This is a genomic window from Pseudomonas sp. FP1742 (genome assembly GCF_030687145.1).
GTDB lineage: Bacteria > Pseudomonadota > Gammaproteobacteria > Pseudomonadales > Pseudomonadaceae > Aquipseudomonas > Aquipseudomonas frederiksbergensis_D.
The window spans coordinates 2,299,438-2,312,536 of the sequence record NZ_CP117460.1 but is presented as its reverse complement, the minus strand read 5'-3'; the positions used below and the strand labels follow the sequence as shown (position 1 = coordinate 2,312,536).

At 60.6% G+C, this 13,099-nt stretch carries 8 protein-coding genes and 2 pseudogenes; 6 read left to right on the top strand and 4 right to left on the bottom strand.

Features of this window, described 5'->3' with window-relative positions:
• Positions 1-72: 72 nt before the first annotated feature.
• The 3 genes and pseudogenes from PSH64_RS30410 (at position 73) to PSH64_RS30400 (ending at position 1,711) form a co-directional block, all read left to right on the top strand.
• Complete coding sequence (locus tag PSH64_RS30410) at positions 73-492, top strand: MCP four helix bundle domain-containing protein (RefSeq protein WP_370694462.1); 420 nt, start codon at positions 73-75, stop codon at positions 490-492.
• An 89-nt stretch (positions 493-581) separates the two neighbouring features.
• Positions 582-806: pseudogene (locus PSH64_RS30405) on the top strand (methyl-accepting chemotaxis protein); the annotation flags it as partial.
• Positions 807-848: 42 nt separating this feature from the next.
• Positions 849-1,711, top strand: a pseudogene (locus tag PSH64_RS30400) (methyl-accepting chemotaxis protein).
• A 97-nt stretch (positions 1,712-1,808) separates the two neighbouring features.
• Here the strand turns inward: PSH64_RS30400 and PSH64_RS10280 are convergent.
• The 3 genes from PSH64_RS10280 to PSH64_RS10270 form a co-directional block, all read right to left on the bottom strand.
• Positions 1,809-5,483: a translocation/assembly module TamB domain-containing protein gene (locus tag PSH64_RS10280; RefSeq protein WP_305480597.1), complete on the bottom strand. Its 3,675-nt coding sequence runs from the start codon at positions 5,481-5,483 to the stop codon at positions 1,809-1,811.
• A complete protein-coding gene (locus PSH64_RS10275) occupies positions 5,480-7,207 on the bottom strand; it encodes an autotransporter assembly complex family protein (protein ID WP_305480596.1) in 1,728 nt (575 codons plus the stop codon). The genes PSH64_RS10280 and PSH64_RS10275 overlap by 4 nt, the downstream gene beginning before the upstream one ends.
• A 65-nt stretch (positions 7,208-7,272) precedes the next feature.
• Positions 7,273-7,923 carry an N-acetyltransferase gene (locus PSH64_RS10270; RefSeq protein WP_105343993.1) on the bottom strand — a complete coding sequence of 217 codons (651 nt, stop codon included), beginning with the start codon at positions 7,921-7,923 and terminating at the stop codon, positions 7,273-7,275.
• 243 nt (positions 7,924-8,166) lie between these two features.
• Here PSH64_RS10270 and xthA point away from each other — a divergent pair, with 243 nt between their 5' ends.
• Complete coding sequence (gene xthA / locus PSH64_RS10265) at positions 8,167-8,979, top strand: exodeoxyribonuclease III (RefSeq protein ID WP_105343994.1); 813 nt, start codon at positions 8,167-8,169, stop codon at positions 8,977-8,979.
• A gap of 171 nt (positions 8,980-9,150) precedes the next feature.
• Complete coding sequence (locus PSH64_RS10260; protein ID WP_305480595.1) at positions 9,151-10,491, top strand: phosphate ABC transporter substrate-binding/OmpA family protein; 1,341 nt, start codon at positions 9,151-9,153, stop codon at positions 10,489-10,491.
• A gap of 125 nt (positions 10,492-10,616) precedes the next feature.
• On the opposite strand, the gene PSH64_RS10255 is transcribed toward PSH64_RS10260, so the two are convergent.
• Positions 10,617-11,846 (bottom strand): acyl-CoA dehydrogenase, encoded by a 1,230-nt coding sequence (locus PSH64_RS10255; RefSeq protein WP_305480594.1) that lies wholly within the window; start codon positions 11,844-11,846, stop codon positions 10,617-10,619.
• 188 nt (positions 11,847-12,034) lie between these two features.
• On the opposite strand from PSH64_RS10255, the gene PSH64_RS10250 reads away from it, so the two are divergent.
• Complete coding sequence (locus tag PSH64_RS10250; RefSeq protein WP_008068246.1) at positions 12,035-12,964, top strand: LysR family transcriptional regulator; 930 nt, start codon at positions 12,035-12,037, stop codon at positions 12,962-12,964.
• The last annotated feature ends 135 nt before the right edge of the window (positions 12,965-13,099 follow it).

Sequence of the window (13,099 nt, the reverse complement as noted above, 5' to 3'; positions counted from 1 at the left end):
ATTGTGATGCCATTATGGTGGCGATTAATCCCCACTGATCAAACCCATACAAACTCCAACCGAGCTCACTGAATGAACATCCTGAGCCGCTCTAAATTCTCGACCAAACTGCTGACAGCGTTTGTTTTCTGCGCCTTGATTACTCTACTCGCAGGCGCCGGTAGCATCCTGAGCATTAATCGGTTGTCCACGGCGCTGGCGTTGACCTTTTCTGACAACCTCGTGTCAGTGGGCAAAATCGGGGAAACCCTGAGCAGCCTCACCGCGCACAACCGTGGGATGTATCGTCTGCTTGATGGGCAAAGAGGCGTGTTACCGGACAGCGAAAATCACCGCCTGCACGAAGCGCTGGTGACTGATTTGAACACTGCAAAAAATGCCTACGCCAGCTACCGTGCGACGCCACTGCAGGACGATGAGCGCGCGGCGGGTGACAAACTGGACCTGGTCTGGCCGACCTACATCAGCACATCACAAAAGATTGTCGACTGATAGACGCCAAAAATCTGGACCAGGCCGCCGTCATCCTCAACGGCACCAATAACATCGCGTTCCGTGAAGCGCGAAGCCTGATACGGGTGATGGTTGATTCCAACAACCGACAGATAGGCGAAGGCGCTGCTGAGGCGGAAGCGTTGCACCGCACCGCCATACTGTCGTTGACGACCGGGATCATCATTGCGTTCGTCCTGGCAATCGCCCTTGGCGTCTTCATCACCCGCATGATCACACGTCCATTGGCGCTGGCCGTGTCTTACGCACAGGAGATTGCAGGTGGGGACCTCACCCGAGCCATCAGCGGCAACAGCCACGACGAAGCAGGCCAGTTGCTCAATGCCATTTCTGCGATGCAAGGGGGCCTGAAGCGTACCCTCACACAAATCGCCAACGCATCGGATCAACTGGCCTCAGCCGCCGAAGAACTGTCAGCTGTGACCGAAGAAAGCACACGCGGGTTAACCCGTCAGAATGATGAAATCCAGCAGGCTGCCACGGCGGTCAACGAGATGACCGCTGCGGTTGAAGAAGTAGCACGTAACGCCGTCACTACTTCACAAGCCTCAAGCAGCGCCAGTAGCGACGCCATTAACGGTCAGTCACAAGTCAAACAGACCGTGACAGGCATCACCCACATGGTGGCCGAAATCACCGATTCCAACCAGGCAGTGACCGAACTGGCCGGCAATGTCCGGGAGATCAGCAAGGTGCTGGACGTGATTCGCAGCATTGCCGAACAGACCAATCTGCTGGCCTTGAATGCCGCTATCGAAGCGGCCCGTGCGGGAGAGCAAGGTCGTGGTTTTGCCGTGGTGGCCGACGAAGTTCGTGCCTGGCCCATCGCACCCAGGCCTCCACCGTGGAAATCGAAGGCATGATCAGCACTGTGCAACGCGGGGCCGACGGGGCCGTGAACGCCATGGGCAAGAGCCTGGCACTGGCCACTCAAACCCAGGACCTGGCGCAGGACGCCGGTTCGGCGTTGCAGAAGATTACGGACGGCGTTTCGATCATCAACGAACGCAATCTGGTGATTGCCTCCGCCTCCGAAGAGCAGGCCCAGGTCGCACGGGAAGTGGACCGTAACCTGACGAACATCCAAGACCTGTCGACCCAGAGTACCGCGGGGGCCAATCAGACGGCGGCCGCTAGCCAGGAGCTGTCTCGCCTGGCCGGTTCGTTCAGCACCTTGGTCGCCCAGTTCAAACTCTGAGCGCCGCCGCCCCACTCCCGCAAGGACCACACCGGACCGTGTGGGGCGGACCTGCTTACGACGGGAGCGACCCGGTCTATCTGAAAGGATCGAGGCGTTAGAAATCCCGCTTGTAGAAGATGTCCAGCGAACTGGCCACGCCGCTGGCGGCTTCGAGGTAGACCTTTTTGCTCAGCTTGTAGCGCAAGGCAATCGTGTTGGCTGGCTCGAACACGCCGACGCCATAGCGCAGGCTGAGTTTTTCCGAGAGGTTGCCACTGGCCACGACGCTGGTGGTGTTGCCGCTGCCCTCGGTATCGAGCTGGAAGTCCTGAATCCCCAGATTCTTGGCCAGGCCGCTGGTCACGCCGGAACTGCCCATCAGGCCCAGCCCAAGCGCCGCCTGGGCCAGCATGTTGTTGTCTTCACCGTTGCTGCTCAGCGGACGCCCCAGCACCAGATAGGACAAGGCCTGTTCCTGGCTCATGGCCGGTTCGGAGAAAATCTGCGTGGTGGGCTGCTCCGCGCTACCGCTGAGGCGAATGCCGGCGATGATGTCGTCGGTCTGGCGAATCGCTTCGATGTCCAGGTACGGCTGATCGATGGGACCGGCAAACAGCAATCGGGCCCGACGCACCGTCAGCCGCTGGCCGTAGGCGCGATAACGCCCGTCGTTGAGCCAGAGCTCGCCGCGTGTGTCCATGTTGTCGCCGATGTGCACATGACCTTGCAGGTTGGCGGTCAGGCCAAACCCGGCGAAGCTGAGTTTGTCTTCCCCGACCACCACATCGATGTCCATCGCCATGGCCATCGGCGGCTTGCCCTCTTCGGTCTGCTGACCGACGATCACCGTGTCATCGGAGACCTTGACCGTCGACGGCGGCAGCTCACGCACGGTGATTTCGCCCTTGGGCACCAGCACTTTGCCGACGATTGCGAGTTTGTCGTCCTTCATGGAGATTTTCAGGTCCGGCGCGACTTCCAGCGCGGCGTAGGGTTCGACGGTGACCGGCAACTGCGAGCCCTTGAGCGCCAGATCCACGACCAGTGCCTGGCCCCAGGCGATGTTGCCATTGAGGCTGCCCTGCCCGGCCTTGCCGCTTTTCCAGCCGCCGTTCAGCTGTACGGTTTCGCCGGCAATCACCGCTTGAAGTTGCAGGGCCTGGAGCGCCATCGGCAGTTCCGGCCCGGAGATTTCACCGTCGCGCAGCTCAAGGTTGCCGTTGACCAGCGGCGCCAGCAATCCGCCAGACAGCGTGCCGCTGCCGTTCAAATGCCCGGTGAGTTTCTCGACCATCGGCACAAACGGCCGCGCCACCGACAAATCCAGGCCATTGAGGCGGAATGAGCCGGTCAGCGGTTTGTTCTTCGGCAACGGGTTGATCTGCGCCTGCAGCATCAGCTCACCAAGCTTGCCACCGACGAAGCTGAGGTCGGTGTCGATGCGTTTTGGCGTGAGTTTGCTGGTGAGCTTGAGGGTCTGGTACGGGAAGTCCAGCCACTGATCCTTTTCCTTCATGCGCAGAGTGCCGCCGCTGGCGTCGATGCTGACCACGCCGTTGGGGCCGCTGGCCGGCAAGTCCAGTTGCAGGTCGGCGTTGAGCCGGCCCTGCCAGGCAAAATCCTTCGGCAGCCATTGCGCCAGGCTGTCGATCGGGAACTGCTTGAGGTGGTAACGCAGCTTTGGCTCCGGCATCAAGCGCTGGTCTTCGCCACACAGGCTAGCCGGGCCGGACATCCAGCAATGGGCACCGAAGTTGATTTTGCCGTCCGCCAGCCGTTCGAGTCTGGCCGGGTTTTGCAGCTTCCAGTCCTGACCACCGGCCTGGATATCGCCACTGACCAGACGCCCGCGCCAGTTACCTTTATCCAACGCGCCATCGAGACCGAGCGCCAGTTTCAGTTTCGGTCCTTGCAGGTCGAGGGTCAGCTTCTGGTTTTTGATGTCGCCCTGGCCGCTGGCGGTCAAGGTGCCCAGTGACGTGTCGCCGGTCTGGATGCCACTGCCCTTGAGGTCGATCTTCGCCCGTTGGGCACTGTCGAGGGTGGCATCCAGATTGAGGCTTTGCAGGCGGTTGTCTTCGAAAACCAGTTGCGTGCCTTGCAGGGCGAGCTTGCCTTGCGGTGCCTTGAGCGTGCCGGCGACATTGACCCGACCATTGAGCTGGCCGCGCAGTTGCGGCCAGAGTTGGGCCAGGCGCGGCATTTTGATGTCGATCTGGCCGGCGAGTTTCTGTTGCAGGCTGCCTTGACCATTGATGCTGTTGTCACCCAGGCGAATCTGCAACGCGCTGAGGTTCCATTGCTCGCCGCCGCCATCAGCCTTGGCTTGCAACACCGCCGGCTGCCCGCGCAGTTTGCCTTTCAGGTCCAGGTCGGCGGTCAGGCTGAGCCTTTCATTCTTCATCTCGCCTTTGCTGCGTAACGGACCCGCCAAGGTACCCGGCAACTCCGCGAGCCAGTACGCCGGGTTGATCGCCGAGAGGTCCAGCGCGGTATCCCAGGCGATGCCGTCGGCAAACTGCAGGTTCAGGTGCCCTTCGGCCTTGCCCTGCCCGGCTTCGAGCTTGAATTGCGGCAGATGGATTTGGCTCAGGTCACCGCTGAACGGGCTGTTCAGGCTGAACGCCCCGGCCGGGCCATCCAGTGCGGCCTTGAAGTTACCGATGTAGTTGCCGTCGGTGTAGGAGACTTCACCGTTGAAGCTGCGCAGCGCCACTTGCGGCTCGTCAATCAGCGGATAGAGACGGTGCCAGGGGAAATCCAGCCAGTCGATTTTCGCTTCGGCACTGAAGCCTTTGCTCCAGTCCAGTTGCCCGGTGAGCTTGAGGCTTTGTTTGTCATTGGCGGTCAGGTCGAGACCCGCGATTTGCGCGCCCTTGGCGTCGACCTTGCCTTGCAGCAACAACGCGACCGGGCCAAGCTCTGCGGGCAACGTGGCTTTGCCGAGCAACTGGTAGCCGTTTTTCAGGTCGCCGTCGCCGGTGAGTTCCAGTTGATTGAGTTGCAGGGTGTCCGGCAGCTCGGCGCTGGCCTTGAAGCCGTCAGCGGTGATGCGCACTTTTGCCGGCAGATTTTCCACCAGTGGCTGCAATTCGCCAGTCAACTGCCCGTTCAGGTAACCGCTGCTGTCGGCTTTCAGGTTCAAGGTTTTCAGCAGATCGCCGTCGACCTTCAAAGCCAGTGCCCAGGGTTCGGTGCCCGGCGCCGGCAAGGTCAGCTTGCCTTCGGCGGTCAGCGGCCAGTTGCCGCTCGGTTGCAACAGGCCGGACAGGTTCAGGCTCAGCTCATCACGCTGCAAGTGCACCGAGTCGATCTGCAAACCCTGTTCGGTCCAGTGCGCCGCCAGTTGCAGGCCTTTGAGTTCTTCGCTGCCATTGAACAGCAAACGGCCGACCTTGATGTCACCCAACTCGATGGCCAGCGGCAATTTCAAATCCGGGAGACTGATCGGCCCGCTGCTTTGCTCTTCTGCGCCTGGCGGAAATTGCAGGCTGACCTGCTCGGCCTGCAATTGCTCGATGCACAGCGTCATGCGCGTCAGGCACAGTGGCGACCAGGCGAAAATCACCTGGTTCAGCTCAACCCGGCTGTTGTCCTGCTGCCACAGCAGATGATCGGCGCTCCACTGTCCACCCAAACGGCCCTGGAAATTCTCCACGGTCAAACCCGGCACAAACCCGAGTGCCCAACGACTGCCCGTCGCCGTACCCAGCACGATGATCAAGGCCAGCACGACCAGCATCAGCAGCGCCGGGATCGCCAGCAGCGTTATTTTCAAACCACGCTTCACAGCTCAGGCCCCATGGAAAAGTGCAGTCGAATGCCGCCGTCGTCGTCCATCGCGTGGGCCAGGTCGAGGCGAATCGGCCCTACCGGCGAAACCCAGCGCACGCCAATACCGACGCCGGTCTTCAGGTTCGGCAGTTCGAGGGTGTTGAAGGAGTTGCCCTGGTCGATGAAGGTTGCGACCCGCCACTTTTCGGCGATGGAGTATTGATACTCGACGCTGCCGGCCACCATGTAGCGACCACCGATACGGTCGCCATCGGAGTTCTCCGGGGACAGGCTCTGGTAGTCATAACCGCGCACGCTCTGATCGCCACCGGCGAAGAAGCGTAAGGATGGCGGCACCGATTTGTAACCGTTGGTGGCGCTGCCGCCGACCTGCACCCGACCGAGGAAGCGGTGCTTGTCGAAGACCGTGGTCAGGCCTTTGACCAGTGCCGTGCCGTAGATCAGGTTGGTGTCCGAACCCAATCCTTCCTTGGCGACCTTGGTTTCGAATTGCAGGCGATAGCCATTATGCGGATCGATGCGGTTGTCACTTTTCAGGTACGAATAGCTCACGCCGGGCATCAGCAAGGTACTGAGCCCCGAGTCGTCACCGAGTGTGTATTCCTCGCGTTGCCATTTAAGCGACACCACCCGCTGCCAGCCGCTGGGCAACTTGCTGTGCCATTCGGGGCCGAGGGTCAGCAGCTTGCTGCGGGAGTCGGTGCCAGCGATATCTTCATATTGATAGCCAGCGGCCCAGCGCAGTTTGTCGGTCAGCGGTGGGTCCAGGGGAATGTCGTAAAACACCCCGACGTTCTGCCGCGGTGCCGACAGTTCGGCTTCCCAGCCATAGCTGTCGCCTTGCGGGTTGACCCAGTGCCGGGTCCAGTTGGCCTTGATTCGCGGGCCGACGTCGGTGGAAAAACCCAAGCCGAGCCCCATGGTTCGTGGCTTGCGGGTGTCGAGTTTGACCGCCACCGGGATCACGTCGTCCTTGGAGGCCGTTGGCGCCGCGTCGACGCGCACGCCTTCGAAATAGCCGCTCGATTGCAGCGCCTGATTGAGTTCGGCGATCAGTTCCGAGTCATAGGGTGTACCGGCCTTGAACGGCACCATGCGTTGCAGCAGGTCTTCGTCGAACGGCGTGTCGCCTTCAAAACTGACTTTGCCCAACGCATAACGCGGCCCGCTGTCGTAGATCAATTCGATGTCGGCGACGCCCGCGCGCGGGTCCACCAACAGCTTCTGGCGAGTGAAGCGCCCACTGAAGAAGCCGAAACGCGAGGCCTGGTTCTGGATCAGCCGCTTGGCGTCTTCGTAACGGCCATGATTAAGCACCGCGCCTGGCATTAGCAGGTCGCTTTTGGGCACACGAAAGGATTTGAGCGAGGCGGCAGGACCGTCGACACGTATCGTGACGTTACGCAAATGGATCGGCTCGCCGGGATCGATGTTCAGCACCAGGCGCGGCGTCTTGCCGCCCTTCACGTCGCTGTCGATTTGCGGCTGGTAATACCCCAGGGCCTGGGCGGCCTTGCGCGCCTGTTCTTCGGCGCCGTGACTGAAGCGCAGCAAGGCTTCTTCATCGCGATCGCCGAGGCTACCGATATAGCCCTCTATATTGGCCTTCAGTTCATCGTTGGACGGTTTGATCCGTACATCCAATTCACTTTGCGCCAGCGCCGCGCAGCTGGATAACAGCATCAACAGGCCGCTGGTCATTCTTCCTGGAACATTCATAGACGCGGATGCTATCACGAGCTTGGGAGCCTGATAGAGCCGGACTTGTCCCAAAAGTTCGGCGATTACGCTGTTGCTGTTTGTAACACCTGCGGGTTGGCGTGGAAAAACACGTGCTCACGAATCGGCCCTACGGCCACTTCGCCGATTTCCTCGTAGCCCTGACGCTTATAGAACTCCAGATAGCGAGGATTCCCGGTGTCGAGGATCACACCCTGGGAGTGCTCATCGACCGCGCACCAGTTGTGCACCGCTTGCAGCAATTGTTCGCCAAAGTGCTTGCCCTGAAATTGCGGGTGAACTCCCAGCAACGGCAGGATGTGCACCGAATCGGACGGCACGCAGGCCATCACGGCGGCGTGGTAGTCGAGGTAGCGCCGGGTACAGCGAAACCCGGTGCTGAGCACCATCCGCAGGCGCCAGGCCCAGCTCTCGGTGATGCCCAGGCGCCGTTGCGGTGGCGCGATCAGGGCGATGCCGATCAAGCGGTCATTCACCAGCAGCCCGATGGCCGGCAAATCCTGCAGAAAATGTTGTTTGACCAATTCGCGCACCGTCGCCCGCACCCGCTGTTCATAACCGGGGCGTTCGGCTTCGAACAGATAGCCGAACGTCGGCTCGTGCCGGTACGCCTGGTACAACAGAGAGCGTGCTTCGCGGGAATAGCCGCTGTCGAGCATGTGGATATCGGCGATGGCGGTCGAGGTTTCGGGCATAACGGCGGATCTCCCTGGGCACGGCTCGGATGGCTGCGCTCTTGTTTGGTACGAACCTTCAGGTGGCTTCACAGTTCCCCAGACAGGTATAGACCAAGCCAGCATCTTCATCGACTGGGCTTGCCCGCGAAGAGGCCGGATCTGCCAACACATCTCTGACAGGACACAACGAATCCCCTCACCCCACGCTGGCCCCATTCCTACATGTCAGCTAGCATCGCACTTTTGCCAGGACTGCCGACCATGAAGATCGTCTCCTTCAACATCAACGGGCTGCGCGCTCGCCCGCATCAGCTGGCGGCGCTGATTGAAAAGCATCAGCCCGACGTGATCGGGTTGCAGGAAACCAAGGTCCACGACGACCAGTTCCCTCTGGCCGAGGTTCAGGCGTTGGGTTATCACGTGTATTTCCACGGGCAGAAGAGTCACTACGGCGTGGCCCTGCTCTCGCGCCAGGAGCCGATTGCGCTGTACAAAGGTTTCGCCACTGACGAAGAAGACGCTCAACGGCGCTTCATCTGGGGCACGTTCGCCGACGCCAATGGCGTGCCGGTCACGATCATGAACGGCTATTTCCCACAGGGCGAAAGCCGCGATCACCCGACTAAATTCCCGGCCAAGGAACGTTTCTACAGCGATTTGCAGCAGTTGCTGGAAAGCCAGTTCAGCAACGACCAGCCGATCGTGGTGATGGGCGATGTGAACATTTCCCCGGAAGACTGCGACATCGGCATTGGCCCGGACAACATGAAGCGCTGGCTGAAAACCGGCAAATGCAGCTTCCTGCCCGAAGAACGCGAATGGATGGCCCGCCTGAAGAACTGGGGTCTGGTGGACAGTTTCCGTCACCTGAACCCGGACGTTGCCGACCGTTTCAGCTGGTTCGACTACCGTAGCCGCGGTTTTGAAGATGAGCCCAAGCGTGGGCTGCGGATTGACCTGATCATGGCCTCCAACGGGTTGTTGCCGCGGGTCAAGGACGCGGGCGTGGATTACGAACTGCGCGGGATGGAAAAACCTTCCGATCATGCGCCGATCTGGCTTGAGTTGAGCTGATCCTATGTGGGAGCGGGCTTGCTCGCGAATGCGGTAAGTCAGTCGACGTCAATGTTGAATGATCCACCGCCTTCGCGAGCAAGCCCGCTCCCACATTTGGAAACTGTCATCGTTCAGAAACCTTACTGACTTATTCTCCCGGCACTTTCTTTGGCTTATTAAGGTGCCGGCATGACCCTGCGCGTGTTGTTCCTGCTGCTGCTCGGCGCCGTGCTGCCGTTGACGGTGTCGGCCGGCGATCTGCCGACACCCGAACGTGGCCCGGTGCTGCGCATCCAGGGCTCCAACACCATTGGCGCGGCATTGGGACCGGCGCTGGTCGAGGGGTTGATGCATGAACAGGGCCTGCTCAAGGTGCACCGCGAAGCCCCGGACAAGGCCAACGAACAACGCATCGTCGGAGAAACCGCTCAGGGCCGTCGAGTCGAGGTGGAAGTCGCGGCCCACGGTTCCAGCACCGGATTCAAAGCCCTGAAAATCGCCTCCGCCGATCTTGCGGCCTCGTCACGGCCGGTCAAGGACAGCGAACGACTGGATCTCGAACCGCTGGGCGACCTGAAAAGCCCGGTTGCCGAGCAAGTCATCGCCATCGACGGGCTGGCCATCATCCTTCATCCGCACAATCCGCTGAAGCAGCTCAACACCGAGCAACTGGCGCGAATTTTCAGCGGCGAAGCGAAAACCTGGGAAGAATTCGGCGGCAGCGCTGGGACGATTCATCTCTATGCGCGGGATGACCAATCGGGCACCTACGACACGTTCAAGGAACTCGTCCTCAACCCGCGTGGGAAAATGCTGAGCGGCAACGCGAAACGCTTCGAGTCCAGCGAACAACTGTCCGACGCGGTCAGTCTGGACCCGCAAGCCATCGGCTTCATCGGTTTGCCTTATGTGCGCCAGGCCAAGGCCGTGGCCATTGTCGATGGAGACTCCCAGGCCATGTTGCCGCTCAATAGCCTGATCGCGACGGAAGATTACCCGCTGTCCCGTCGGCTGTTCTTTTACCTGCCGCCGAACGGGAAAAATCCCTGGGCCGAGGCCTTGGTCAAGTTCGCCCAAAGCAGCAAAGGCCAGGCGATTGTCGCGGCCAATGGTTTTATCGCGCAGACCGTTCAGGCCATGGCCGTCACACCGAATGCGCTGATGCCCGAGGGTTATCAGGCACTCAGTCGGCATGCCCAGCGGCTGACGGTGAATTTTCGTTTCGAAGAAGGCAGCGCGACGCTGGACAACAAGGCTCGCCAGGACCTGTCGCGGGTGCTCGACTATATAAAGCAGCACGACAAAACCAATCGGCAGGTGACGTTGGTAGGGTTTGGCGATGCCAAGAGCGACCCCACGCGGGCCGACCTGCTGTCGAAACTGCGGGCCATGGCGGTGCGGCGAGAACTGGTGAAAAGCGGCGTGGTGTTTCGCGAGATTCGTGGTTTTGGCGCCGAGATGCCGGTGGCGGCCAACAGCGGGGATGAAGGGCGGATCAAAAATCGGCGGGTTGAGGTTTGGGTGTATTGAGTCAGACACCCTCGCGGTGAAAGATCCGACGCCTTCGCGAGCAAGCCCGCTCCCACAGTTGATCTCCATATGACGCAGATCCAATGTGGGAGCGGGCTTGCTCGCGAATGGCTGGCACCGCGGGCTTACTGACCGCTGCGCATCATTTCTTTAGGCACATACTTGCCGATCTCGAACTTGCCGATCGCCGCGCGGTGCACTTCGTCCGGGCCGTCGGCCAAGCGCAGGGTGCGTTGCATGGCATACATGTAGGCCAGCGGGAAATCATTGGACACCCCTGCCCCGCCATGGATCTGGATCGCCCGGTCGATCACCCGTAACGCCACGTTCGGCGCGACCACTTTGATCTGCGCGATCTCGCTCTTCGCCACTTTGTTGCCGACGGTGTCCATCATGTACGCCGCTTTCAACGTCAGCAGTCGCGCCATGTCGATCTCCATCCGCGAGTCGGCGATTTTGTCGATGTTGCCGCCCAGACGCGCCAGCGGTTTGCCGAACGCGGTGCGGTTGACCGCCCGTTTGCACATCAACTCCAGCGCACGTTCAGCCATGCCGATCGAACGCATGCAGTGGTGAATCCGTCCCGGACCGAGGCGACCCTGGGCGATTTCGAAGCCGCGTCCTTCGCCCAACAGGACGTTTTCATACGGCACCCGGACGTTTTCGAACAGCACTTCGGCGTGGCCGTGAGGTGCGTCGTCGTAACCGAACACCGGCAGCGGGCGCACAATCTTCACGCCAGGCGTATCCACCGGCACCAGAATCATCGAGTGCTGCGCATGGCGCGGCGCATCCGGGTTGCTCAGGCCCATGAAGATCAGGATCTTGCAACGCGGATCGCAAGCCCCCGAAGTCCACCATTTCTTGCCATCGATCACCCATTCATCGCCATCACGCACAGCGCGGGCGGCCATGTTGGTGGCGTCGGACGAAGCCACGTCCGGTTCGGTCATGGCGAACGCCGAACGGATCTCGCCGCGCAACAGCGGTTCGAGCCAGCGTTGCTTCTGCTCTTCGTTGGCGTAACGCACCAGCACTTCCATGTTGCCGGTGTCGGGCGCCGAGCAGTTGAACGGCTCAGGGCCCAGCAATGAGCGGCCCATGATTTCCGCCAATGGCGCGTATTCGAGGTTGGTCAGGCCGGCACCGAGTTCGGACTCAGGCAGAAACAAATTCCACAGGCCTTCAGCCTTGGCCTTGAGTTTGAGCTCTTCCATGATTGCTGTCGGCTGCCAGCGATCGCCCTCGGCGACCTGGCGTTCGAACACCGCTTCGGCGGGGTAAACGTAGGTGTCCATGAACGCAGTCACGCGCTCACGCAGTTCCTGGACCTTGGGCGAATAAGCGAAATCCATGGCAGCTCTACCTTTTTAACAGGGGTTCAGAGGAGTTGTTCAGGTCATGCAATCGATGCTAGAACAGCTACGAAAATTTACCTAACCTATTCTCGGCGTGTATTAACATTCATCACCGATATATGATCGGCTGATTGCCACGGCCCTAGGGTCCGATCAAGACGCCCCTGATAACAAGAGTGCAGCGCATGAATCTGAGCAAGGTCGACCTCAACCTTTTCATCGTCTTCGACGCGATCTACACCGAAGCCAACCTGACCCGCGCCGGGCAGATTGTCGGCATTACTCAACCGGCGGTGTCGAACGCTCTGGCCCGCCTGCGCGAAACCTTCAACGACCCGCTTTTCGTGCGCACCGCCCAGGGCATGGTGCCGACGCCGATGGCACAGAACATCATCGGCCCCGTGCGCAACGCCCTCTCCCTGCTGCGGGTATCGGTACAGGAAAGCCGCATCTTCAACCCGTTGCAGGCGGTCAAGACCTACCGCATCAGCATGACCGACCTCACCGAAGCGGTGATCCTGCCGCCGCTGTTCCAGCGCCTGCGCCGCCTGGCGCCGACGGTAATTATCGAAAGCTTCCTGTCCAAACGTCGTGAGACCACCAAGGAACTGGCGGCCGGTCGCCTCGATTTCGCGGTGGATGCACCACTTAACACTGACCCGCAGGTGCGTCACGTCAAGCTGATGGAGGATCGTTACGTGTGCGCCATGCGCAAGGGCCATCCGTTGGCGGGCAAAGAGAAATTCACCCTCGACGATTACCTGTCCCTGACCCACATCCATATCTCCAGCCGCCGCAGCGGCCTGGGCTATGTCGACCTGGCCCTGGGCAAAATGGGCATCCAGCGCAAGATCGCCCTGCGCTCCCAGCATTACCTGATGGCGTCCCAGGTGTTGCAGCAGACCGACATGGTCATGACCGTGCCGGAACGCTTCGCCCGTCGCCATGATTTGTACTCGGTGAACCTGCCGGTCAAAGAAGTTCCGCCGGTGGAAACCCACCTCTACTGGCACGAAAGCACCGACCAGGACCCGGCCAACCGCTGGATGCGCGAGCAGATGATCGAGTTGTGCCAGCAGGTTACGGCCCATGAGAAGAAGCTCGATAAAGTGTAAGGCTTTGGACCGAGTCATCGTTCTTCGCGAGCAAGCCCGCTCCCACATTTGATCGCATTCCCCTGAGAGAACGCGGTCACCTGTGGGAGCGGGCTTGCTCGCGAAGAGGCCAGTGATACCAACGAAGATCCACGC